The following is a 23192-nucleotide window of genomic DNA, read 5'->3' as shown; positions in this document are numbered from 1 at the left end:
TCCTTTCAATAATCGAGTTTGTTGATATAGTCAAACATTCGTGTAACGGTTAAATATGCTTCATCATCAGACCACATGTTTCGATCCAAAAAACTTCTGAGGATCGTTACCTCCCCCGGTTGCGCCTGACTTTCAAAGTCGCGGACGCGATAATTGACGCCTAATTGTTGTAGTTGATTTTCCAGTTCCACCTGGTCATCCATATAGTAAGGTACGAGAACGACCGTTCCTTCAAGACGACGGTTATGAGCCCCTGTCGCTAAAAAAGTCGGGTCAAATAATGCCAAATCTGGCAGGATTTCCATGACAAAGGTCGACTCTCTATCCACAGCTAAATGAAAGGGTTCAACGCCTGTATGACCCAAGATCAGCTGGGCACCATTTTTTAAGGTGATTTGATTCCAATACGCTGGATCTTCATAGTAAGAATCAAAAACCGCTGAGCTGCCTGCTTCTGCTAATGCCAGTCTTCGAGCAGTCTTCGGCGCATCGATAAATGAAAGCCCGTGAACCTCCATCATGGTATTGCTGCCATCCAAAGTGATTCTTGACGGGTCATGAGGCACTGTGAATTGATTTTGATTCTGAAAATACGAGAAATCATCGATCGTTCCACCACTAGGCATCATCGTATTCGTCAGCATAAAATCACCATAAACAGTAATCCTTCGTTCCGTATCTTCGGTACTATGCACGATCGAGCCTTCCGTGACTGGCCCTGCATAAAAATTGCTGCTCGTCAGAACCATCGACGGCTTCATAAACGTCAAACTACCATCTGCAGCAGGATTCTGTTTCGTGGCTTCTCGATGATAGAAATTAAAATAATTGCTATTTAATTCGCCTAATCCAGAGCCTGCATCTGGTGAATTTACGGAAACATTCAGATGGCCTTCAGCAAAGAGAACCCCCTCTTGCTCAACTCTCGAAGCCGAACTATTAGTATTGTTGATCCAAAGGTTTCCAGCAAAAATATCCGTATAGGCTTGTGATAAGACCAAGCGGCTACCAGCTCGACTGCCCAAATCGATATACATTCCTAGACCCGCTTGCAAGAAGACGTCTTTGATCAAGTTCAACCCGTTGCTAGGCTGCCCGCCGTCATTCTGGATCGCAAGCAGACTTTTTGCCGAAAACTGCCCGCTTCCCTGTCCTTCCATCTGGATCCCATGATTAAAGAAAAAGGAACCATCGAAATGCAGCCAGTTAAGAATCGGCTTTGTTCGAAAATCTAAAAATCTTCCGTCTTGAAAATCTTGCAGGACATTGTTGGCAAACCCGAATTGCAAGAAGTCATCCGATTCAAAGGCGAGATAATCAAATGATGGGCGTACGCGCTGGAAATCAGCGACTTCGAATAATTTTCGAACCCAAGTATCGGCGGATACCGCTTGTCCTACTGTAGAGGGTAAGTAATAGGGATAAAAAATGTTTCGCCAAATATCCAGCTGTGTTTGTCTTTGTTCGAGGTCTTCTTCTTCAAGCTGCATTTCATAGATATATTCGGCAGAAGCTGTATGTACTCGCGGCTGTCCCTCAGCCAGTTGCGTCTGATCCGTGACTTGCGATTGAATTTGAATAATGATTTGAAGATTGGTTTTATCTGGCAGCATCGAGGCTGCTTGGATCCATCCTTGCTCCCCACCAGATTTCGTCATTACATAAGGGGCGATCTCATTATATTCATAGTCAACGATAGAGGAGGTAAAAGAAAATTTATTATCGATGGTCTTATTCACATTGACTTCATCCAGCACAGATCTCAATTCGTTATCTAGATTGTCTTGCCAGTCATTATTATTAGAATAGAAGCCGCCATTCTGCATGGTTCGAGTGATTAAATCATCTATTCTCAGTTTTAGGTCTTGAGAAGCGAGTTGAAAGGAATATTCGTGTACATCTTCCACGCGACGGAAGCTATCTACCGTTCGAATTTGTGAATTGACATTTCGAGCAACTAGGAAAACCAAGCCAATCATCAAAGAGGAAAGAATGATCGCCGCGAGGGCATAAATCAGCGCAAAACCCGCTTCATTTTGTCTACCATCGTCCATTCCCAGGTACCCCCCCTCTTGCTTTCTCATTGTCCCGATAATTGATCGTAAATTCTCGTCTATAGATAATCTGCTCGTGGTAATCAGTGACCAGATCCTCCATCTGCCACCAGCCAGTCAAATCATCATAATAATCCGCAAAATTGATCGTTTCCGTGTAAAACAAAACGAAAAATTTGGTCTGGATACTGAACGTATCGCGATAATTTGGCGTATAGTGATGGGTCAGCGTCGCTTCATTCTCATTTTTTTGTTGAATGATCTTTAACTTGATGGTAGGGTCTTTCGTATCATAGACTCTGGCACGGATATTGTTGGTATCTGTGATATCCGTCACAACCATTCGCGGACTGCCCTCTTCCGTAATTGCTGCCCCTAAGGTTCCTTCGGGCATGGTTTTGACAATATGTTCCTCGTGGAAAAGAAGACTATCATATTTTCCTAAATACCCCGCATGCTCATAGATGCCGTCAATTTTGGCGATTTGATCTGCTTGCGCCATGATTTCATTCGCTATCCCTTGAAAGGCAGCAATTCGACCTTGACGGACAGAGGCTTGGACGATCAGAAAAAGTGTCCCAGAAAAGAGAGCAATGATAATGCCGAATATCACGATCGCCCCTAACAATTCGACAAGCGTGACTCCTTGCTCATCTTGTAACCGATGCTTCATCTGCGCCCCTCCTTTGCAACTTCCGCAAGAACAGCCAGCCCTTTCAATAGTCAACTACCCAATGCAGATACGTTTCTGTCAAAAATGCGCCCGTTTGTTTATCGAAGACCTGAATAATAAGTCCGATGCCCAGCTGCCGACGATCATAACTGTCTTCTCGCAGTCCATGCCTGGGGTCTTCACGAATGGAGACCTTGACTAAATAGTTGGTGGTTTCTTCATTCTCCGACAAGTACGTTCCCATATAGAGGCGATTTTCTTCCGAATTTGCCAAGGGCTGCGGCAAATGAGCGCCAGAATGATCGTATACCACTTTGCGAATAAATCGTCCCCGATTGAGATCATCTACAGCAATCGGGATTTCTTCATACATCGGTTGCCCTTGCGCATTGTATTGAATCCCTGAATTATCGAGGACCAAATGGTGTCTGCGAATTTCTGAGGGGTCATCTGGATCGCCCATCATCCAAGATGGGCGAGCAGTAAAGATCCCGATATTCAAATCCGCCAAATCTTGGGTCTGCGCTCGGTAGATTAGCCATTCCTTGACGTCATCTCGTGCTGCGATGGCCTCTTCCATTCGGGTATTGTAGCTAAGGATCAGGTTGTTTTGGATAATCAGCATGGCGATCATGACCATCGCGATCCCGAGAATGACGATCGCTCCAAGGATCTCAACAAGGCTGAACCCTGATTCATCAAGTACTCTATGTGCTTGTCTGCCGTTTTTCAGTTTCATCACCTGCTTTTTGCCTAACCCCCGATCAAGGAGAATCCTTTTCTTCTAGCTGGTTGATACTTGTATCTGGGTCAAGAAAAGATAATTTGCTAAGGGTGAACCCCCAGTGAATCAGTTTATTGAAATCAGGGTAGTCAGCTAATGGAATACTTTTTTTGGCTTTGCGTGTGATGCGAATTCGTTCCCTGATATAATGATACCTTTCTTCTTCAACCAGTCGCTGAATCTCGGCGATCCCTTTTTCAACATCAGGATCTTCGACATTCGCTTGCATGTATTGTTGGTAGAAATAATCCAAATACTTCCCGTATTGAAGAAAATAACGGTATTCAATTTCTTCAATGACCATTTTCACGTGAATCTCTCCTTGACTTATTTTCTAGCAACTTATTGAAGTGAGTGCAAATGCCGATAGATGATCGCAGTGGCACTCTCTGGCCGATCATTGTCTAACTGAAAGACCTCCTTTAATGATTGTCGATCAGAAGCCTGAATGACTTCGACTTTCGGTAAAAGTTCGTAGGCAAGATGGCTATCGTCTGCGACACTTGTATCGATCATCACTTGTTCGATCAGTGAACGGGTGACGCCATAACCGTCTTCACTTTGATAGGATCGGTCCAAAGGGAAACTATAATAAAACCAGCCATCATCGGGATTATAGATCCAAGTGTTTCGATCGATCTGACGGTAATCGCTCAAAGAGCCGAATTCGATCATGATGGCTTCTGAGTCGATCTGGGCGGGACTTTCAGAGACAAAGCTGCTTAGCGTTTTCACCGTTTGGGTCGGATACAACCCAGCAGCATCGGGAAACGCACTGATCATCTCTGGCAATTGAAAGGCACTGCCTAACCCAGATTCTGTCGTCGTGTAATCAAATGACGACTGGTCAATCGTTCCTTGTTCTCCGAGATACGTGAATCCCGTAGGTTCTTCATTGGTGGAAAAGGGGCTGGCTAGCTGCGACTCCGCCCAGTTTCGAACAAAATAACGATACCCTTCAAGATAATAACTATAGGTCAAGTTGGCTGCTTCAAAGGTCCACTCAGCAACCGGATCAGCAGGATTGAGCAGCAGCAGTTCCCCACTCATTTTCTGCATGACCGGTTGTTGGTTTCGTCGAAAGGAATAGCTGAAGTGCGCTTCGACAAGGACCGGTTCTTGCCAGAGATCTGGCGGACCATCGATCAAGTCTGATGACGGTTGCTCCTCCATTTCTTCATTGCCTTCGGTGTGATCGTAGAAGTTCTCAGGATTATCCTGTCCTTCAGCGTCTAATTCCCCCAATAACTCCTGCATCTCTTCGCTATCGAAGGCATCCAAGGCAGGCGTGGGTGCCAACTCTTCGATCGTCTCACCGCTGATCCAAACCATCACTTGACCATCAAGAGCATTTCCAACGAGTTCTGGGATCTGCTGGGTCACGTTCTGATACCCTCTTGCTAAAATTTCGTTTTCATCAAAGCGAGACAGTACTGGTAATAAGTCTGGCGCATCACTCGCATCTGCCGCCTGCTCAAAAGCTGCTTCCTCACTGTCTGGCGCGACATAGCGCAGCACTTCTTCAAAGCTTGCTCGAACAAACACTGGCACTTCACTGGCGTTCATTACCCGAACGGATCGTTGGATCGTCATCCCTGTAAGGGTCATTCGTTCCTGCCATTCTTCCAAAATCTCGATTTTTTCGAACACTTCATTTTCATCCGCTAAACGACGAATGTGAATAGACTGATTATTCTGCCAAATCAAGATGCTAAGCAACAAAAGAAAGAAAAGCAGACCCGCGATACTATTTCTTAACACTATTTTTTTTTGCAACCTTGTTTCCTCTTTTCTCAAGTAATGACGGCTCTCAAGTAAAGAGATAAATGCCTAATAGAATGAATAAGGCGATCAATGATACACAGAAGATGATGGATAATATCAAGTTTTGATCAATAAAACGAAACACATCTGCTACATGGTTGATACTCATTGAGACTTCCCCAACGAAACGGTCTGCTTCGATGGCTTCTTCCCCAAATGCCTGTCCATCACCAATGACGGATAAATGATAGCCTTGCTCTTCGTCAGCCTCGATCGATAGCACTCGGCGGGCAATATAGCCTGTTCCTGAGCTATTTGTAAAGACTCCGATCCCGTTTGGCTGTACTTGAGTGAAGGCTTGTTCTCTTAAAATGATCAAATCTTGTGTGCGTAATGCGGAGCTGTCAAGATTCGCCATCCCATTATCTGATAAACGCACCACCCGATGATTGAAAACCGTCATCTCGTTTTGATCAGCTACATATAAGCCGATAAACGTAAAGAGGACAGTCATGCTACAAACCAAGAAAATCAGATAAATGATTTTCAGTACGAGATCACCAGATTTCTTTTTAGCTGTTGGTTTCTTCGTCGCAGCTTTGCCTTTTTGCGGGGTTGGTCGTTTCTGGGAAACCTCCGCTGGTTTTTTGCCTTGCTTGTGGGTCCCTTTTGATTTGGCATTCGGATTACTTGATTTCTTAGTTTTCCCCTGCTCGTTGCGCTGGCTTGGACGTGCTTGCTGCGGTGGACGCTTTTTCTTTTTGCGTGGTGCTTCACTGGTCGTACTGGCAGCTGCTCTTTCTTTTTGTTTGCTAGGATGCTGCTTTTCGGTCGGTAATTTGGGGCGATTCGCTGTGCTAGCCGCTTTTTTTCGTTTCTTTTTCGCAGGCGCCTGTCCTGTCGGTTCTTTTTGAGGTGGCTTTTTTGGTCGTTTCTTGCCACTTGAAGGGCTGGCTTGCTTGCCTTGCGCTTGAAACTTTTCGATTCGGGGATTTCTCGGTGTATCCTCTGGTTGTTCTCGTTTTTTTTCACGTTTGGCAGGCTGTGGCGGACGTTTTTTTCTTCTAGGTGCTTGCGACTGATTACTCATTGGCATCTACCTCGCTGCCCGCTCGTTCCATCCCTCTTAATTGGTTTGCATAAGTATTGGCATTGGCATTTTCCTGCAAGCGATCCTTGACAGTCCGAATGGACGCTGGCAAATTTCCTGAGCCTCGACGATTTGCCGAGCTTCTTTGCAAGTCTTCAAACAACGAACGGGTCGTCTTAGCTTCTTCCTTGCGGGCTGCTTCGATTGCTTGTGCACGTGTGCGTTCAATCTCTTCCATGACCTCTTCGGTCGGCTCGTTGTCATAGATGGTTAGATCATAGGCCTCGATCAACGCATTCAGCTTTTGGTCATAATGGATGTCCGTGGCATAGCGCCCTGTCAACCATGCAGTTGCTTCCCGATAGGTTGGGGCATTTTCTTTCCAAACGGGGGCATAAAAGCGCGGGTTGCCTGTGATGCCTCCTCTTAGTAAGCGAGCGTAATCTTCGATGGATTCACGGTAACTTGGGTATTTACGGAAATTGGAAGAGATCGTATACCACGCACCACTTCCATCATCTTCTTGCGTATTGAAGGTCACTTTTTGCCCACGAAAGCTGCCCTTGATGCCAAAGAGATTGTGGTTTGGCGGACTGGATAAAGCACTATTTCCTGAGCCAGTCTCCAAGATGGCTTGTGCGATCATCACTGAAGCATAAAGATCATTGTTATAGGCAACATCCTGCGCGTCAGAACCGATCTCATTGATGAATTGTTGTGTCGTTAGATTACGAGAAACCGAAAACTGAAAGTTGCTTTCCCGCTCTTCTTCATCGATCGGCGATTCGGGTTCTTCAGTGATTGGATCGGGATCTTTTTCTTTGTCCTGATTGGTTTGATTCCCATTTGATTGGTTGTTTCCGCCATTGTTGCTGCTGTTGGTATCGTTGGTTTCTTCCTCATTCGTTTCAGGTCCAGCAGGCTGATTCGGCTGTTGATCGCCATCTGAAGGCTCTGGCGTCGGCGGAACATCTTCAGTCTCTTGGTCTTCTGTTTCATCGGTGCCGCTCTCTGTTTCTTCCTCGTCTGTCTGCCCATCATCTGCCGGTCGTTCAATATCATTTACGACTTGGACTTCCGTTCCTTTTTCGGCTTGCTCCGATTCTTCTGGGAGGCTTTCATTTGTTTGTTCTGGAGGAGTATCAAGTTGCTCCGTTATCCTGTCAGCTCCTTCGTAAGAGACCGGTCGGAGGGCATCCGTTATCGATTGCCCACGACTTTCTCGTTGTGCATCGATGGTTTCCATATAAGTAGATGGTTCTACACCTAAGATCGATCGAACCATGGCTTCAGAAATCGTTTGATTATTGATGATTCCGATAAATGCTCCGATCGCTAACAGACTTTTTACGTTTCTTCTGGGCTTTTTCATCTTCTTGATCCTCCTCCTTGGGGCTGTTCTTGCTGGTGCCTTTTTTTGGTCGTTCATGGTCTTTGCTTTCATTTTTCTCAAGCTGCACAAGCAGCAATTGATAATGAAAGGCATTGTTCCGCAAATACATCGTAAAACCTAGCAAAAGAGCGAGTAAAAACAAATGACTGATAGTGACATATTCTCGAAAGGCAGAGAGATAAAAATAGGCGGTCAGCTGCAAAAATACCGCTAATGGGATCAAAGAAGCAATAAAGTAGATGCGGTATAAGAATAAGAATCGTTGTTTTTGCTTTTGGGTTCTCATAGACTGCTCCTAACGTCTGTATTGCCTTCGATCAATGCTTTTTTTTCTAATAGATAGCTTTCGCTTTGGAGAAGATCAAAGTAAGCGGCTTTTCTTAAAAGATTGTCATAGTCCATCTTCATAATGCGTGCGTAAGGTTTTCTAAACCATGGTCGCTCATACAATTTGACCCGTGATTCAATCACGCTGCATTCATAAAAAACCAAGCTGATATCTTTAGCAGAAAGATTGTTGTCGACCACTTGCTGCACTTGCCCTCTCTCATAGGTCAACTCTTTTTCGTTCAAGGTCATCTTTTCGATCTTTTGTACGAGATTGTCATTGATGCGCCAAACCTGTTCTAGGTATTTGGCTTTTTGAAAAAGATAGGTATATTCTCGTAAGCTGATCTTCAATTGCGTATGCCAGTTCTCGTCTTCTTCATCGGTCAAGCTGTTTAAATAGTGGATACTATTTTTGATCAAAGAGGCTTCTAAGTTTTCGATGTAGATCTCAAGCTTTTGATTGGCCAAGCGCAAACGCTCTTTGCTTGCTCGTTCTCGTTTCGCTTCTTCCTCCAACGCTAATTCATTGGCGTTGACTTTGGGTAATTGCTTGGCTTTTTTTGACTGTTTTTTTTTGCTGCTTTTTTTGCGAACTTTCTTTTTGAACTTTGGTGGCTCATCCGCACTGACCTTTTGGAACTCGACTGTGTCTTCCAGCTCTTTTTTCACTGCATCGGTTTTGCCTTGCCGTTTTTCTTCATGGACTTGCGCTTTCGGGCGACTCACAAACGTGACATTTTGTTCATCGATCACGCTTTGAACGATTTTTGCCAGTTGCTCTTTAAAGTCGTTCGCATCACTTACACCAGCCGAGGCTTGCTGCTGCAAGCTGGCATCCAACTGAATCGTAAAGGGAAACTCTTCTTCTGTGTAAGCGATTGGTACAAACTCCAAAAACAGATTGCTTTTTTCATCGGACACATGATTGATGCCGATTTGCGTCCACACAAACTGTGGGAATTGCTGTTCCAAAGGAATGCGTAATTTTGAGTAATCGATTTTTTCCGTAAAATCTCCATCTCGATATGATGGGTAAAGGCTTCGATGGAATAAAATTGCTCAAAGTAATGCGTCACTTGTTTGCGGATCGAGGATTTGAGCGGCCACTTTTTTTGATAGAGGTTGTCGCAGGCAGTGATTACTGATGGAAGTGCCTCTTGTTTATAAAATAATTCCTCAAGATTCGGACTCAAGGTTGGATAGATGGCAATTTTTAAAATATCATTCGTCACATTCGTCCCAATAACCAACATTCTCATAAGAAATCAACTCGTAGTTGTTGCCCGTGATTTCTTAAACAGCACATATGGTCCTAGTGGGTTTCCCTCCTTTGTCGTGTCGCTCTCAGAAATTATTCAGCAGACCTTTTCGTCTATTCCGACTTATAACCTTCGTTTTAGTCTGGCAGATTCAATACTTTGCTATGCTGGATCAACTGCTCAAACAGCCCTTTCGACTCATGATGAAATGCCGTAAGTCGTTCTTGGTATTGCTTGATCTCTTGACGGATCTTCATCACTTCCATCGATGCTTCTGAAATGATCTTGTGGGCTTCATTTTCCGCCATTTGACGTCTTCTGTCAGCTTCCAGTTCTGCTTCAGCAGCGGTTTCCCGTGCTTTTTCTTTTGCTTCGATCAAAATCGTCGCCAGCTCGTCCTTCATTTGTTCGACCTTAGTCAATTCACGTTCCAAGTCACGCTGTAAGACATTCTTATCTGCCAATTGCTCGACTCTTGAACGCTCGAGATCACGATATTTCGCTTCGGCTTCTTGCAAGCGCATGTTCAACTGTTGATTTTCATTTTCAAGCGAAGTGATCCGACGCATGCTTTCGACTTCTTTTAATTTGTAGTTTTCGATAATCGCCGCTTTTTCTTCTAAATGAATCGCTTTTTCTTCAAACGCTTGGACTTGCTTGCTTTTTTCTTCTAATTCTTTTAGCAGTTCATCTTCTCTTTGACGCAATTGTTCGAGCTCTTCTTCTACTTCGATCAATTCGTCTTCTTGACTCGTCAACTGCTCAATTTCTTGCTCATAATTGGTTTTGAGGGCTTCTTGTTGACGTTCTGCTTCTTTTAACTGCTGCTGTAACTCGTTGTAGCGCATTTGCAGCTGCTTGTTTTCATAAATGATACTTTCTTGTTGCGTCGCTTGCGAAGCCATCCGATTGATGGATTCTTGTTTGTTTTCCAATTGCTTGGTCAAATGTTCGACGGTTTTGGTCAATTGTGAAACGGTATTTTCTAATGCCAGCAGCTCTTCTTGGGCATCATCCTCATACTCGTCTTCCTCGTATTCTTCATCATCGTACTCATCGTCCTCGTACTCGTCGTCATCATATTCTTCGTCGTCATACTCATCGTCATCATATTCTTCATCATCGTACTCGTCTTCGTCGTACTCTTCTTCATCATATTCCTCGTCGTAGACATGAACGCCTTCGTAAGTTTCTTCATCTTTCTTTTTGCGAAATAATGCCATGTTACCCCTCCTGATTCCTCACTCATCGATGATTTGATTCGTTGAACAATTTAATGTGTCTACAAATTGGTCTACTTGTTCGTCTGCTTTCGTGAAAAGTTGCACTTTGGCTGTTCTACCCTCGGGCTTTTTTTCAAACGAGCTGACGTTTCTGCTGTGACCTTTTGAGCAGTGATGTCCGCTTCCTTCTTGTCCCCCTTCGCTTAAAAAAAGAAAGCAAAGACCACTACATCCTTTGATCTCCACGACCTCCATGTATTTTGGAAGATAGAAATCAAGTAAATGAATCGGCCTGTTTCTCAATAAAATAGCCATTAAACGAAAAGACGGCTTCCGTTCGCAGAACATCTGTTGTCTATTTGATAGTATCAAAGCAAAAACAGATTGAAAAATCAGATATTTCTTCACTTGATGAAATATTTGTCAGAGGAAACCATTTATCCCCAGTGATATTGTTAAAAAATGAGCAAAATATCCTCGTATTAAAAAACAGGTGTTCTTCTTTAAACGATCTTTATCTTAAATCAACAATCACGCCTTCTTAACCGCCGATCAATCCCCTCAAAAAAAATCAGCGACCTTATAAGCCAAGGTCGCTGATCGATTCTTTACCTATTATATAGTTTTCCTGCTCAGTCATCTTTCATCCATTGGAAGCGATCCCTTTTCTCTCAGTTTGCCAGTCCGCTGCTCCGCAACTGTAAGTTTTTTTCTCCCTAATGGGCTGCTTTTCTATTGCCTTAAAAAAAGAAAGAACCGTTTCTTGAAAATCCGTTTTCTTTAAACGAACAACTTTTTATGCATATATAATGTCGCCATCCGATAATCATAATGGATCATCGAAAAGGCTAATAGTTCGCCATTTCTCAGATAGCTGTCGTCTCGTACGATCAGTGCGGGCATGCCTTCTTCTAGATGAAAAAACGCTGCTTGTTCCTGTGATAGCGGTTTGCTTTGGATGAACTTGTCGATGAAGGCGACTGTCAGTTGTTTTTCTTCTGCCAAAGCTTGGAACATCGACCCCTCCATCATTGTTTCGGAGATCTCCCCCACGATTTCAGGTATATAATAGGAACGTTCAATCAAATAGGGTTTGTCATCTAATGTGCGAAAACGTTGGACTTCGATAAAGTGTTGATCTTTCGCAAATTGTTTTTGACTTGGAAGAAACAGCGCCTCTGATACTTTGACCAGTCGCTTTGAGGCTTTGACCGTTCGAATGTTTTTCTCGCCCCGTGTCAAGTCTTCATTGAAGCCAAGATCTCCTTGTTCAATGGCCGGTTTTTGGTTGTTTTGAAAGCGAATATACGAGCCGCGGCCTTGCATCTGGTAGATCCAGCCCATCTTGCTCAATTTATTGAGGGCTTGACGTAACGTATAACGAGAAACTGGATAAATCGCCAAAAGCTCTCGTTCACTAGGCATCTTCCCCTGCTCATTTCCTATGTCACCCGCTTCGATCTTTCTGATCAATTCCGCTGCTAAGTCTTCAATACTGAGTTTCGTCATTTGCCTACTCCTTTCCTTCGGATTCTCTACTACTATTATCATCTTTGGCGTAAAAAAAGCCAGCTATTTTTCATAGCCGGCTTATCAAAAAAACGGATTGATTATGCCTTCGTTGCGTTTGCTTGTTCGTCCTTGTATAATTTGCCATCATACATTTTGATGAATGGGAACCAAATCAAGAAAGCAACGACTGCACAGATGATTGCTAAGACAAAGGCACGCCAGTCACCACCTGAACCAATAAAGCCAGATAATCCAATTGGGGTCGGCCACGCTACTTGAGCAATCGGTGGGTTAACAAAGCCTAAGTTGATACCAAAATAAGCAACGGACATTGAAACCATCGGTGCTAAGAAGAATGGGATCGCTGTGTACGGGTTGTATACCACTGGCATCCCGAATAAAATCGGTTCATTGATATTGAAGAAGGATGGCACGATCGCTGCTTTTCCTAAAGCACTTAACTGCGCTGATTTTGCAAAGAATGCGATGAAAATCACCATTCCTAACGTCGCTCCTGAACCACCGATCGTAACAAAACTGTTGTTAAATTCACCCGCAAAGGCAATGTTGGCACCATTTTGGTTTTCCACCATATTTGACAACACGATTGGCGTCAAGAATGAGGTCACGATCGTTGCCCCATGAATACCGACGATCCATAGTGCATGCATGAAGAAGTAGATAACAAGCAGTCCGATCCAGGTACTGGTCAATTGCGTCACGAAACTAAACGGAATCGCAATGACTTTGAAAATATCTGTGCCCATTGCGACTAATGCACCATTGATAACGATCACAGTGAGTGCAATTAGGGCTGTAGGAATCAAAGCAGTAAATGAGGAAGAAACACCTGTAGGTACTGTATCAGGCATTTTGATGACAATATTGCGCTTCACACAAAACGCGTAGATTTTTACGGCAATGATCGCCATGATGATCGCTGTAAAGATCCCAGTTGTTCCTAAACGAGTAACGCCTCCACCGATTTCCCAACCATTAATGATTTTCTGATCGTCAGAAATCACTTCAACTAGCGTGGCTACTCCGCCTTCAAAGACTAATTGCGGCAAGCACATAAAGAACGCCATCATAGAAAGTAATGCTCCATTGACTGGGCTTAAAACAAGTTTTTCTTCTTGTGCTTGAATCTTAGTATACTCATATCCAAAAACAATACAAAAATATAGTGCTAAAATCCCCATTGTTGCAGTGTTACCCAGCATATAGAGATTAACTACTTTATCAAATGATGTACTCCAAATGCCCTCTAATACAGGAAAACTTTGTGGCAAAACGCTGATGATCAAGAACATCGATCCTACGATAGTGAAAGGAATCGACGCCATCCCGGCTGCCATGACCCCACGAACGATCCGTAATTGTGAGATTTTCCCCATTGGACCCATTAAGTAGCGGTCCAAGAAGGCAAACATTTTGTTATTTTCTGAATCCATTGACTGTTCCTCCTTGAGTTTCAAATGTAGTCAAATACGTGAAATATTTGTCGCGGTCATGCTCGATCAACCACGCTTTACGCTGAATGAACAAACACGCCATCATGCCGACAGAAAACAAGGCAAGTAAGATCCCTCTACCCGATTGATTCATAAAAGGAATCAACGTTGCTTGCTGCCCGATCAAAATACCAAAAATTGCAATGAGATTGACGCCGAATTGGAGCCAATAACCGATCTTTGTCACCAGTAAACGATTCGATTGCTGCCAATATTTTTGAGTTTGTTCAATAAGTATAAGTCCATCAACGATCAATAAGGCAATGGGAATCAAACCAGCCCATGTCCATTGAGACAGACTCAATAGGGTCCAATAAAGATTGACAAAGAAAAAGATCGCAGTCATATAACGAAAAAGTAAAAAACGATTAAACCGCATACTTTTGTTTGCATATTCTTTCTTGGCTGCTTGGGTTACCGGTTTCCTTTTGGTCACAAGTCCTCCTCCTTTCGTTTTGCTTTCGCTCAACAACTTGTTCGAACAAGTTATATTCTAGCAGAATTCTTGTTGAATGCAACCGATTTCTTTTTGAAAGTGTTCTCTGAAAATAATCTGCTTTTTCATTCGTTATTTCTGAAAAGTTAAGCGAATCTCAAGGAACCTTGCAGGATAATGAGGGAATGTTCCTGACTCTTGGCTTTTGTTCGAGTAGAAAAAAGTTATTTTTAGCATTCGTTTTTGCAAACAGTGTTTGTTCCTGAAGGCTTTATCCCCCAAACAAGGCAACAGGTTTGTAAACTTGCTAACTTTACAGTACACTCTAAGTAACAAAATGTTTGATTTCGAACACGCGTTATTTTTAGTGATCGACATTCCCTGTACTCGTTCCTTAAAACGAAAGGAGATCCTCCCAATGGATGTATTAGAAACTTACTTAACCAGCATTGAAGAGCCAGTAAAGCAAGAAAAACTGCGTGCCTTATTTGCCGCTATTACCAAGAAATTTCCTGACCTCGTTCCAGTCATCAAGTGGAATCAGCCGATGTTCACCGCCCATGAGACCTTTATTATCGGTTTCAGCGTTTCAAAACCGCATTTTTCTGTCTCCCCTGAAACCAAGTGTCTTGAACAGTTTGCCGATGCCATTGAAAACGCCGGTTACAGCCATACGGATAACATTTTTCGCATCAAGTGGACTGAGCCGATCGATCAAGGATTGATTGAGGACATGATCGCTTTCAACCTGAAAGACAAAGCGGAGATGACCCGCTTTTGGCGCTGAGCCAATTTAGACTTCGTAAAAGAAGAGCAACCCAAAAAACCGCAGAAGCCTGTTCGCTTCTGCGGTTTTTCTGACTATTATAAGCCTAATTCTGGCGCTGGGTCAAAGAATCCTGACCATAAGCTTGTTGACATCCCTAAATGTAGATGGACGCCAGTTGAATTCCCAGTCGTTCCCATACCGCCAACATATTGTCTAGCTGAGACGCTTTGTCCGACCGAAACAGCTGGCAGCGTACTAAAGTGCATGTAGTAGCTGTAAACGCCATTGGCATGTTTGATGATCACATAGTTACCAGTTGACGGACCATAGCCCGCTTCAACGACTTCGCCTGCTTGGATCGCATAGATCGGCGTTCCTGTCCCTCCAGTAAAGTCGATGCCATTATGTTGATTTCCTGATGCACCTGTTGGATCTGTTCGATACCCAAAACGACTCGAAATATGAACCGAATCGACTGGCATTTGCCATCCACCTGTGCTTGCTTGTTCCTTTGGCTCAGCTGCTTGCTGCACAGGTGCAGGCGTAGCTGCAGTTTTTTCTGACGACACCGATGTTTCTGGCGCCACTGCGGCTTCCGTCTTCGGCTGGGCTGCTGCCACTGCTGCTTGTTGAACGGCAGGACTTTCGTCGGTTTCAGCTGACTTGGCTTCTGCTGCTTGCTGACGTTTTGCTGCTTCTTCTGCTTCTTTGCGCGCTTTTGCTTCTTGTGCTTCTTGCTCAGCCAATTGCTTCAACGCTGCTTCTTTTTGCCGTTGTGCTTCTGCTTTGTCCGCTTCCAATTGGTCTTTTTTCTCTTCTTCGGTGTTCAACGCCAAGGCAAGGTCGGCTAGTGCAACTTCTTGATTCAACTTGACATCAGCTAATTCCGCTTGTTTTCCTTGCAATGCGTTTGACTGCTCTTCGATTGCAACCAATTGTTCCTGCAACTCTTTTTCCAATTTCTGGCTTGTTGCAATATCTTCTTGCTGTTGTTCGACAATGCTATTGCTGGCATTCATGATCGTTACTGAAGCGATCGCCCGTTGAATAGCTTCTCCGATGGACTCCGCATCAACGATTTTTTGGAACAAACGATTGGAAGGTTCCGACGTTTGAATGTCACGCGCTTGATTCGCCAGTACTTCTGTGCGCTTGATGATTTTCTCTTCAAGGACTTGGATTTCTTGTGCCAAGGCATTGACTTCTTCTTCCGTCGTCGTTTTCTTTTGTAGGATTGCTTGGATTTCTCCTTCAATCGATTGAATCTCTGCCTCTGTAGATCGTTTCAGTGATTCTAATGAGGTGGATTCATTTTTTATGTCATTGATTTTTTCATTTTGCTGCTGGATCTTCTGATCAAAGCTGTCTGCGGATACCGTCACGACAGGCAGCGTCAGCAAAACAAGTGAACTTGCAACCAAAAGTGTCTTTTTCATTTTTTCTCCTTAAATAGATGTGTCTTATCGCTTTCTTTAGCATACCGAAAGATTTCACTCTTGGGGCTGTTTTCACACAAATAACATCTGGCTGCAAGAAATTGACATCTAGCTGAAACAAAATTGTTAGAATATTTCAACGAAAAAGATTGCTTTTCTTCGTCATTTAATCTTCGTTACTTATCAATCGGTTCATCTCCTGTCCGATTGCCTACGAAAATGCCGCGATTTGCAGTAATCAGCAGTGAACCTATGCTATACTGGATTAAAAAACGGAGGTTCTCATGATACAACAAGTGACCAAATTTACCGATTCTGAATTAGAAACTATCGCCCAGATTTGGCTGCAAAGCAATTTGGATGCCCATGACTTTATCTCAGCTGCCCATTGGCAAGATAACTATGACTTTGTGAAAAAAGCCTTTGCCGATGCCCTTATCTACACCTATTCGGTGGATGATCAGCCCGTCGGCTTCATCGGGTTGTTGGATGATTATATCGCTGGTATTTTCGTTTTGAAAGACTATCGTGCCCTCGGCATTGGCAAGCAGCTTTTACAAAAAGTACAAGCAGAACACGAGAAGCTGACTCTGAACGTCTACCAAAAAAATACAGCTGCTATTGCGTTTTATCTCAAAAACGGCTTTACCATCGTTTCTGAACAAGTGGATTCTGATACCAATGAAATCGAAAACACCATGGAGTGGCATCGTTGATGCCGCTTTTTTTCCTTTTTCGTTTTTTCTACCTGTCAGTTAACTAACCCTTTGGCATCTTAAAAAAAATTCTACCGATCAAACAATAAATTTATAACAAATATACAAATTTTAAACGAGTGACATGATTGCTTGCTTTCCTCTTCATGCAGCCCCTTATCCACTTAGATTTCCACTGACTGCAATCCTTTTTATACTGATAATATAAAGCAGTAGACTCTGTGCTGATTGAAGTGATTCATGTAAATAGCCTCCTCCTAAAGTTTAGGAAGAGGCTATTTACAGTTGAAACGAATTTATTCAGAGAGTTCTGCTGGATACTCCCGCAAGCGATACCCGACTCCAATTTCAGTGATCAAATATTCTGGCTGCAGCGTATTGGTTTCGATTTTTTTGCGAATGTTTGAGATATTGACTCGCAAGGTTTGTGCATCCGCTGCAAAAGGTCCCCAGACTTCACTAGTCAGGGTATCGTAAGTGACGACTTTGCCTAAATTCTTGAACATAACTGCCATGATGCGGTATTCGTTTTTGGTCAAATGGATCTCATTTTGATTCTTGTACAGGATTTTTTTCTCAAAATCGATCGTTAACTCCTTGTTTACGAGAATTGGGCTGCTGCTAAAGGCAGCTGTCTCCTTGTGCCGTAGTGCCGTGCGAATGCGGGCAAATAACTCATTGGTACTGAAGGGCTTCGTTACATAATCATCGGCACCGAGGTCTAATGCTTGCACTTTGTCTTGTTCATCTTTGCGGGCAGAGATCACGATGATCGGTGTGTTCATGCGCTTACGAATGATTTTCAACAGCTCCATGCCGTCAATGTCCGGTAAGCCCAGATCCAGCAAGATGAAGTCGATGGTTTCTTCCTGCAAGAGCATCAATGCCTCCATGCCAGTGCCGACTGACGTAAAGTTGTAATGCTCTCTTTGCAAGACGACCTCCATAAAATCAACAATATTCGAATCATCTTCAATCAATAAAAAATGTCGCTGCATGTTTTCCCTCCTTACTGCTTTAAATAAATACGAAAGATCGTACTGCCTGCTTTCGTTTCGATCGCTAATTTACCTTCATGGGCATGGATGATGGTTTTAACGATACTCAGTCCGATACCTAATCCATTTTTTGAATCCACCGGCACTTCGGTGTCATTGGTCAAATTCGCTTGGATTTTTTGGTATTGTCCTAAGGGGATCTCCCCTTGGTTTTCGATTTCAATGACCACATCCTGCTCTTGAGAAACTCGCAAGAAAATCGGTGTATCGGCGGTTCCATGGCGAACCCCATTTTCAATCAAATTAAACAAGGCTTGTTCGATCAAGATGGGATCGACTTGAACAAAAATCAGCTGATCAGGCATTTTCACGATGATTTTTTGTTGCGGATAGACTTTCTTTAGGTGTGTCAAAACCGCTTCGATAATTTCTTCGATCGGTTCTTCACTGCGCTTGACCGCCATATTGGTCAAGTTGATGCGGGTCACCGACAATAAGTTTTCGACCATGCGGATCAACCACTGGGATTCACTTTGGATGTCTTCTAGCAGCTTTTGTTTCGTTTCCTTTTTGATCACGCCTTCGGTTTCACTCAATGTTTCGGCAATGCCAGAAATCGTCGTCAAGGGGGTCCGCAAGTCATGGGAGACCGCACGCAGTAGATTACTGCGGACTTTTTCCCGTTCGTTTTCTAATTGGATCTGTTCTTTCTCACTCGCTAATGAGACTTGCTCCAACACGGTCGCGATTTGGGTGATTACAAGGCGCAAGTAATTCAATTGACTATTGGCCAACTGATGCTCCTCGTTGCGTTCTACCCCAAGGGCGCCTAGTGGTTTGCCGTTTAAAACGATCGGCAAGTAGAACCCATTGGCACCAATCAGAGTATCTGTGCCGCGACCAGCTTCTTTTTGATTTTTCACGACCCAAAAAGCGACGGCTTTCTCATCCTTACCAGTCAGTTGAGACAGTGTTTCTCTTGAAGAATGCAGACTTCTCAAGTGGCCTTCTCTGTCATATAACGCCACTTCTCGCTGGAGTAAGCGTGCCAAATAGGTGGTCGTACTTTCATAGATTTCTTGCTCATTCCGCGTTTCCATGTATTGTTTGTTCAGTTCATACAATATCTCCATTTGATGCTCTTTTTCCTTGGCATTTTCTGCTTGGGTCTTCAATCGAACCATCAAGTTACTGATCATCAAGGCAACGATCAGCATGATCACTAATGTGATTGGATAACCTGCTTTATAGACCGTCAAGGAATACAAGGGTTCGACAAAGAACCAGTTGTAAGAAAGGACACTAATGATCGATGCCATGGCACTCCATAGATAGCCACTCGTGTAACGGGCCACTAAGAGAACAAAAAAGATGTAGACCAGCATCAAGTTCTGCTCGCCGAAATGCAGATACTGCATGCCTTCTGTCACTAAGGTGGCGAGCATGATCAGCCCAAAGGTCAAGGTGAAATCTCGACCGCCGCCTTCAAATAATTGCGAAAACGTCAGCCGTGGTCGCTGCATTTTTTCTTTAAAAGGAATCAAATGGATCTCAATGTCATCAAGGCGGCGAATCAAGCGGTCTTCTAAATCCTCGACAAACAATTTTTGGAACCACTTTTGAGAAACCTGTTTCCCCATGATAATGTCACTGGCACCCGTCATTTTGGCATACTCTACGATGGTTTCAAAACTGTCATCCGCTTCAATGTTGATGACTTCTGCACCCAAACGCTCTGCCAACGGCACTTCGGTAGGTGTATCATCTAACGATCGAACTTGGATGACCGTCCATTCGGCACCGACTCCTTGGGCTAAGCGAGCGGTCCAACGAATGCATTTTTCTGCCATTTTCGGCAAGCGATCATCAATGATGGTCAAAAGCTTGCTTTGAACTCGTTTTCGACCGCCGTTCATTTGATTGATATGATTGGAAGCTTTTTGGATCGCTAATCCCCGCAGATGATCAAGTTTTTCTGGCGTAAAAAAATTTTTTAGCGCTCGTTTGGCATTTTCATCAGCATAGATTTTTCCTTGTTCCAATCGATCGATCAGTTCGTCTGGTTCAACGTCCACTACCCGCAAACTGGCGTGTTGGAAAAAGGTGTCAGGCACCGTTTCTCTGACTTCCACTTCCGTGACCTTTTCCACGATATCATTCAGACTTTCGATATGCTGGACATTGATGGTCGTGTAGACGGTGATTCCTGCATTCAATAGTTCATCGACATCTTGGTAACGTTTTTTGTTTCGCGCACCAATGGGATTGGTATGTGCCAACTCATCGATCAAGACGATATCTGGTTTTAGTTGGATCAGTCGATCGATATCTGGCTCATAAAGGGTCAATTGCTTGTGCTGGTATTGCTTTAATGGTACTTGTGGTAACCCTTCAAGCAATCGATTGGTATCGGGACGTTTGTGGGGTTCGATATAGCCGATCACCACATTTTTGCCCATGAGCAAACACTCATGGGCTTCGGTTAACATCGTATAGGTTTTTCCGACACCGGCAGCAAAACCGAAAAACACCCGTAGTTTGCCACGTTTAGGTCCAAAGCCTGCTTGCAGCAGCATCTCTTCTGGGATCGTCTGCTGGTTGTTTTCACTCATAGATGCTTCCCCCTATTCCTCGGGTAATTGATCGAGCTGCTGATTCAAGGTCATGATATTGACGTATTCTCTCGTGGAGAACAGATCAGCTACTTTATTCCTGTTTATTATATCATGAATTATTTGTTCATCGATGCCTCTTGTGTCAGCGATCCGTGGCAGTTGAAAAAGTGCCGCTTCGACACTGATATCAGGATCAACGCCACTACCCGAAGCGGTCACGAGATCGATCGGCACACTGGTTTGGGTTGGATTTTCTGCCAGCAACGCCGCTGTCCGCTCAGCTACAGTCTTTTTTTGGGTCGTATCATAGGGCGACAATTGTGAAACGGTTTGATCACGCCCTTGGAAGTAACCTGCTTGGTCAAAGGGTTGCGCAAGCAGCTCAGATCCTTTGACCGCTCCGTCTTCCACGATTTGACTGCCGTTGGCTTGATGGGCAAAAAAGACTTGTCCGACACCAGTGACCAACAATGTATAGAGACCGCCAAATAGCACGGTACTAACTAGTAAAAATTTGATACTGGCAAAGAGGGTGTTCTTCATCATGTTTTCCTCCTAAATGACTCCTTGACTCTGATGGATTTTTCTTATAGCAGAACAGCTGATAAAAGCAAATCTACTAGCTTGATGCAAATGAATGGTGCGATGATGCCGCCTAGGCCGTAGACGATCAGATTGTGCCGCAGCATTTGGCTGGCTGGTTTTTCTTGGTATTTGACCCCTTTTAACGCCAAAGGGATCAAGGCGATGATCACGACTGCATTGTAGATGACTGCAGACAAAATCGCAGTTAAGGGACTACCAAGATTCATGATATTCAGCGCTGCGAGTTCTGGATAAATCGCATAAAACAGAACAGGGATCACTGCGAAATATTTGGCGATATCATTCGCGATACTAAAGGTCGTCAATGCCCCACGGGTCATCAGCAGCTGTTTACCAATTTGGACTACTTGCAGTAATTTGGTAGGGCTGGAATCAAGATCGATCATATTGCCCGCTTCTTTGGCTGCTTGTGTACCAGTGTTCATCGCCATTGCCACATCGGCTTGGGCGAGTGCGGGTGCATCGTTGGTTCCATCCCCCGTCATCGCCACCAAATGCCCTTTTTCCTGATATTCGCGAATCAGGTTCATTTTGTTTTCTGGTGTTGCTTCGGCTAAGAAATCATCGACGCCCGCTTCGGCGGCAATAGCAGCTGCCGTCAAGGGGTTGTCCCCAGTGATCATGATCGTCTTGATGCCCATCTTGCGCATGTCGGCAAATTTTTCTTTGACGCCGTTTTTCACGATGTCTTTTAAATAAACGACTCCGAGTACCTGGCCATTTTTTACTACGACCAATGGGGTTCCACCAGCCTTAGCGACCTTTTCTACGATCTCGTCACATGCCGTGGGATAGGTCTGCCCTTTTGCCGTCACATATTGCTTGATCGTATCCGCAGCTCCTTTACGGATCTCATCGCCACGATAGTCGATCCCAGACATCCGTGTTTTGGCACTAAAATCGATCCAATGAACATCGGCTTGCTGAAATTCCCGTTCCCGAATATTGAAGGCTTCTTTGGCTAAAATCACGATACTGCGGCCTTCCGCTGTTTCATCGGCAAAAGATGCCAACTGCGCTGCATCTGCCAACTCTTTGGCGGTGACCCCTGGTACCGGCAAGAACTCGCTGGCACGGCGGTTTCCCAGAGTAATGGTCCCTGTTTTATCCAGCAGCAAAACATCCACATCTCCTGCTGCTTCAATCGCGCGGCCACTCATGGCGATGACGTTTTCTTTGGTCAAACGACTCATTCCAGCGATCCCAATCGAGGAAATCAAGGCGCCGATCGTGGTCGGTGCGAGACAAATCAATAAAGCGATCACGATCACACTGGAAATCGCCGTTCCCCGACCAGATAACTGACTGCTAAAATCGGTAAAAGGAATTAATGTGATGGAAACAGCCAAGAAGATGATGGTCAGTGTCACTAAGAACAGCTGCAAGCCAATCTCATTGGGTGTTTTTTTCCGCTGTGTCCCTTCCACCATCGCAATCATCTTATCCAAAAAAGAATGACCATTTTCAGCGGTCACTTTGATGACCAAGTAATCGGAAACGACTAACGTTCCTCCCGTGACTGCACTGCGGTCGCCACCAGACTCACGAATGACAGGGGCTGATTCTCCTGTGATGGCACTTTCGTCCACCGAAGCAGCACCTTCCACGACATCCCCATCGGCAGGGATTTGTTCGCCAGATGGAACGTACACCAAGTCGCCTTTTTTCAAATCGGAGGAACGGACTTCGATAAAAGCCTCCTTGGCGACATCTTCCAAGGACATGACTTTGTAGGTCATGATTTCTTTTTTGGCTTGCTTCAAACTATCCGCTTGTGCTTTGCCGCGCCCTTCTGCCACTGCTTCGGCAAAATTGGCAAACAACAAGGTCAACCATAAGAAGACGGTCACACTGATGCTAAACCACAACGGGACCGTTTGTTCTTGAAAACATAAAATTGTTGTCAAGATCGCCCCTAAGTAAACCACAAACATTACGGGGTTTTTGATTTGTTGGCGAGGATCCAATTTCTTAAAGGATTCGCCGATCGCCCATTGATAGATTTTTTTCATTTTTTCTC

General features: G+C 44.2%; 19 protein-coding genes and 1 pseudogene. 2 read left to right on the top strand and 18 right to left on the bottom strand.

Annotation, left to right across the window (positions count from 1 at the left end):
• Nucleotides 1-5: 5 nt before the first annotated feature.
• From IGI73_RS05565 to IGI73_RS05505, 13 genes and pseudogenes are all read right to left on the bottom strand, one after another.
• Nucleotides 6-2054, bottom strand: coding sequence for a type II secretion system protein (locus tag IGI73_RS05565; RefSeq protein ID WP_428206395.1), 2049 nt, complete (start codon nt 2052-2054; stop codon nt 6-8).
• The gene (locus IGI73_RS05560) at nt 2041-2727 is read right to left on the bottom strand and encodes a type II secretion system protein (RefSeq protein ID WP_074536892.1); all 687 of its coding nucleotides are present in this window, start codon (nt 2725-2727) and stop codon (nt 2041-2043) included. The genes IGI73_RS05565 and IGI73_RS05560 overlap by 14 nt, the downstream gene beginning before the upstream one ends.
• A gap of 43 nt (nt 2728-2770) precedes the next feature.
• Complete coding sequence (locus IGI73_RS05555) at nt 2771-3466, bottom strand: type IV pilus modification PilV family protein (protein ID WP_061054319.1); 696 nt, start codon at nt 3464-3466, stop codon at nt 2771-2773.
• A 25-nt stretch (nt 3467-3491) separates the two neighbouring features.
• Nucleotides 3492-3815, bottom strand: coding sequence for a hypothetical protein (locus tag IGI73_RS05550; protein WP_016610400.1), 324 nt, complete (start codon nt 3813-3815; stop codon nt 3492-3494).
• Nucleotides 3816-3853: 38 nt separating this feature from the next.
• A complete protein-coding gene (locus IGI73_RS05545; RefSeq protein ID WP_428206396.1) occupies nt 3854-5308 on the bottom strand; it encodes a hypothetical protein in 1455 nt (484 codons plus the stop codon).
• 13 nt (nt 5309-5321) lie between these two features.
• Complete coding sequence (locus IGI73_RS05540) at nt 5322-6365, bottom strand: hypothetical protein (protein WP_061054321.1); 1044 nt, start codon at nt 6363-6365, stop codon at nt 5322-5324.
• On the bottom strand, nt 6358-7737 hold the full coding sequence (locus IGI73_RS05535; protein ID WP_428206397.1) for a glucosaminidase domain-containing protein: 1380 nt from the start codon (nt 7735-7737) through the stop codon (nt 6358-6360). The genes IGI73_RS05540 and IGI73_RS05535 overlap by 8 nt, the downstream gene beginning before the upstream one ends.
• Complete coding sequence (locus IGI73_RS05530; RefSeq protein ID WP_005235091.1) at nt 7670-8044, bottom strand: hypothetical protein; 375 nt, start codon at nt 8042-8044, stop codon at nt 7670-7672. Before IGI73_RS05530 ends, IGI73_RS05535 begins: the two co-directional genes overlap by 68 nt.
• Nucleotides 8041-9347, bottom strand: a pseudogene (locus IGI73_RS05525) (hypothetical protein). Before IGI73_RS05525 ends, IGI73_RS05530 begins: the two are co-directional and overlap by 4 nt.
• 137 nt (nt 9348-9484) lie before the next feature.
• A complete protein-coding gene (locus IGI73_RS05520) occupies nt 9485-10570 on the bottom strand; it encodes a DivIVA domain-containing protein (RefSeq protein WP_087627253.1) in 1086 nt (361 codons plus the stop codon).
• A 780-nt stretch (nt 10571-11350) separates the two neighbouring features.
• Nucleotides 11351-12079: a GntR family transcriptional regulator gene (locus tag IGI73_RS05515; protein WP_015509421.1), complete on the bottom strand. Its 729-nt coding sequence runs from the start codon at nt 12077-12079 to the stop codon at nt 11351-11353.
• A gap of 101 nt (nt 12080-12180) precedes the next feature.
• Nucleotides 12181-13536: a PTS cellobiose transporter subunit IIC gene (gene celB / locus IGI73_RS05510; protein WP_016610408.1), complete on the bottom strand. Its 1356-nt coding sequence runs from the start codon at nt 13534-13536 to the stop codon at nt 12181-12183.
• Nucleotides 13520-14032, bottom strand: a complete 513-nt coding sequence (locus IGI73_RS05505; protein WP_015509419.1) for a hypothetical protein — start codon at nt 14030-14032, stop codon at nt 13520-13522. Before IGI73_RS05505 ends, celB begins: the two co-directional genes overlap by 17 nt.
• A 418-nt stretch (nt 14033-14450) precedes the next feature.
• Between IGI73_RS05505 and IGI73_RS05500 the strand changes: the two genes are divergently transcribed.
• Nucleotides 14451-14819, top strand: a complete 369-nt coding sequence (locus IGI73_RS05500; protein WP_428206399.1) for an iron chaperone — start codon at nt 14451-14453, stop codon at nt 14817-14819.
• A gap of 77 nt (nt 14820-14896) precedes the next feature.
• On the opposite strand, the gene IGI73_RS05495 is transcribed toward IGI73_RS05500, so the two are convergent.
• Entirely contained in the window at nt 14897-16237 is a 1341-nt protein-coding gene (locus tag IGI73_RS05495; protein WP_428206400.1) for a peptidoglycan DD-metalloendopeptidase family protein, read from the bottom strand.
• Nucleotides 16238-16521: 284 nt separating this feature from the next.
• Between IGI73_RS05495 and IGI73_RS05490 the strand changes: the two genes are divergently transcribed.
• A complete protein-coding gene (locus tag IGI73_RS05490) occupies nt 16522-16953 on the top strand; it encodes a GNAT family N-acetyltransferase (RefSeq protein ID WP_428206401.1) in 432 nt (143 codons plus the stop codon).
• A gap of 296 nt (nt 16954-17249) precedes the next feature.
• Here the strand turns inward: IGI73_RS05490 and IGI73_RS05485 are convergent, their stop codons facing one another.
• From IGI73_RS05485 to kdpB, 4 genes are read right to left on the bottom strand one after another with little or no spacing between them, the layout of a single operon-like run.
• Complete coding sequence (locus IGI73_RS05485) at nt 17250-17951, bottom strand: response regulator transcription factor (RefSeq protein ID WP_016610414.1); 702 nt, start codon at nt 17949-17951, stop codon at nt 17250-17252.
• Between the two features lie 11 nt (nt 17952-17962).
• Entirely contained in the window at nt 17963-20563 is a 2601-nt protein-coding gene (locus tag IGI73_RS05480) for a DUF4118 domain-containing protein (protein WP_375836771.1), read from the bottom strand.
• A gap of 12 nt (nt 20564-20575) precedes the next feature.
• A complete protein-coding gene (locus tag IGI73_RS05475; RefSeq protein WP_413153486.1) occupies nt 20576-21112 on the bottom strand; it encodes a potassium-transporting ATPase subunit C in 537 nt (178 codons plus the stop codon).
• Nucleotides 21113-21153: 41 nt separating this feature from the next.
• The gene (gene kdpB / locus IGI73_RS05470; protein WP_074535103.1) at nt 21154-23184 is read right to left on the bottom strand and encodes a potassium-transporting ATPase subunit KdpB; all 2031 of its coding nucleotides are present in this window, start codon (nt 23182-23184) and stop codon (nt 21154-21156) included.
• Between the last annotated feature and the right edge of the window lie 8 nt (nt 23185-23192).

This window comes from Enterococcus sp. DIV0755f (genome assembly GCF_051713725.1).
GTDB classification, from domain to species: domain Bacteria; phylum Bacillota; class Bacilli; order Lactobacillales; family Enterococcaceae; genus Enterococcus_D; species Enterococcus_D casseliflavus.
The sequence above is the reverse complement of the archived record's forward strand: the minus strand, read 5'-3'. Positions and strand labels throughout refer to the sequence as shown.

Coding starts and splice junctions, on each gene's coding strand:
- IGI73_RS05480 (WP_375836771.1), bottom strand. CDS start 20,563: ATGAGTGAAAACAACCAGCAGACGATCCCAGAAGAGATGCTGCTGCAA.
- IGI73_RS05475 (WP_413153486.1), bottom strand. CDS start 21,112: ATGATGAAGAACACCCTCTTTGCCAGTATCAAATTTTTACTAGTTAGT.
- IGI73_RS05565 (WP_428206395.1), bottom strand. CDS start 2,054: ATGGACGATGGTAGACAAAATGAAGCGGGTTTTGCGCTGATTTATGCC.
- IGI73_RS05560 (WP_074536892.1), bottom strand. CDS start 2,727: ATGAAGCATCGGTTACAAGATGAGCAAGGAGTCACGCTTGTCGAATTG.
- IGI73_RS05485 (WP_016610414.1), bottom strand. CDS start 17,951: ATGCAGCGACATTTTTTATTGATTGAAGATGATTCGAATATTGTTGAT.
- IGI73_RS05550 (WP_016610400.1), bottom strand. CDS start 3,815: ATGGTCATTGAAGAAATTGAATACCGTTATTTTCTTCAATACGGGAAG.
- IGI73_RS05535 (WP_428206397.1), bottom strand. CDS start 7,737: ATGAAAAAGCCCAGAAGAAACGTAAAAAGTCTGTTAGCGATCGGAGCA.
- IGI73_RS05495 (WP_428206400.1), bottom strand. CDS start 16,237: ATGAAAAAGACACTTTTGGTTGCAAGTTCACTTGTTTTGCTGACGCTG.
- IGI73_RS05520 (WP_087627253.1), bottom strand. CDS start 10,570: ATGGCATTATTTCGCAAAAAGAAAGATGAAGAAACTTACGAAGGCGTT.
- IGI73_RS05530 (WP_005235091.1), bottom strand. CDS start 8,044: ATGAGAACCCAAAAGCAAAAACAACGATTCTTATTCTTATACCGCATC.
- celB (WP_016610408.1), bottom strand. CDS start 13,536: ATGGATTCAGAAAATAACAAAATGTTTGCCTTCTTGGACCGCTACTTA.
- IGI73_RS05515 (WP_015509421.1), bottom strand. CDS start 12,079: ATGACGAAACTCAGTATTGAAGACTTAGCAGCGGAATTGATCAGAAAG.
- kdpB (WP_074535103.1), bottom strand. CDS start 23,184: ATGAAAAAAATCTATCAATGGGCGATCGGCGAATCCTTTAAGAAATTG.
- IGI73_RS05555 (WP_061054319.1), bottom strand. CDS start 3,466: ATGAAACTGAAAAACGGCAGACAAGCACATAGAGTACTTGATGAATCA.
- IGI73_RS05490 (WP_428206401.1), top strand. CDS start 16,522: ATGATACAACAAGTGACCAAATTTACCGATTCTGAATTAGAAACTATC.
- IGI73_RS05540 (WP_061054321.1), bottom strand. CDS start 6,365: ATGAGTAATCAGTCGCAAGCACCTAGAAGAAAAAAACGTCCGCCACAG.
- IGI73_RS05500 (WP_428206399.1), top strand. CDS start 14,451: ATGGATGTATTAGAAACTTACTTAACCAGCATTGAAGAGCCAGTAAAG.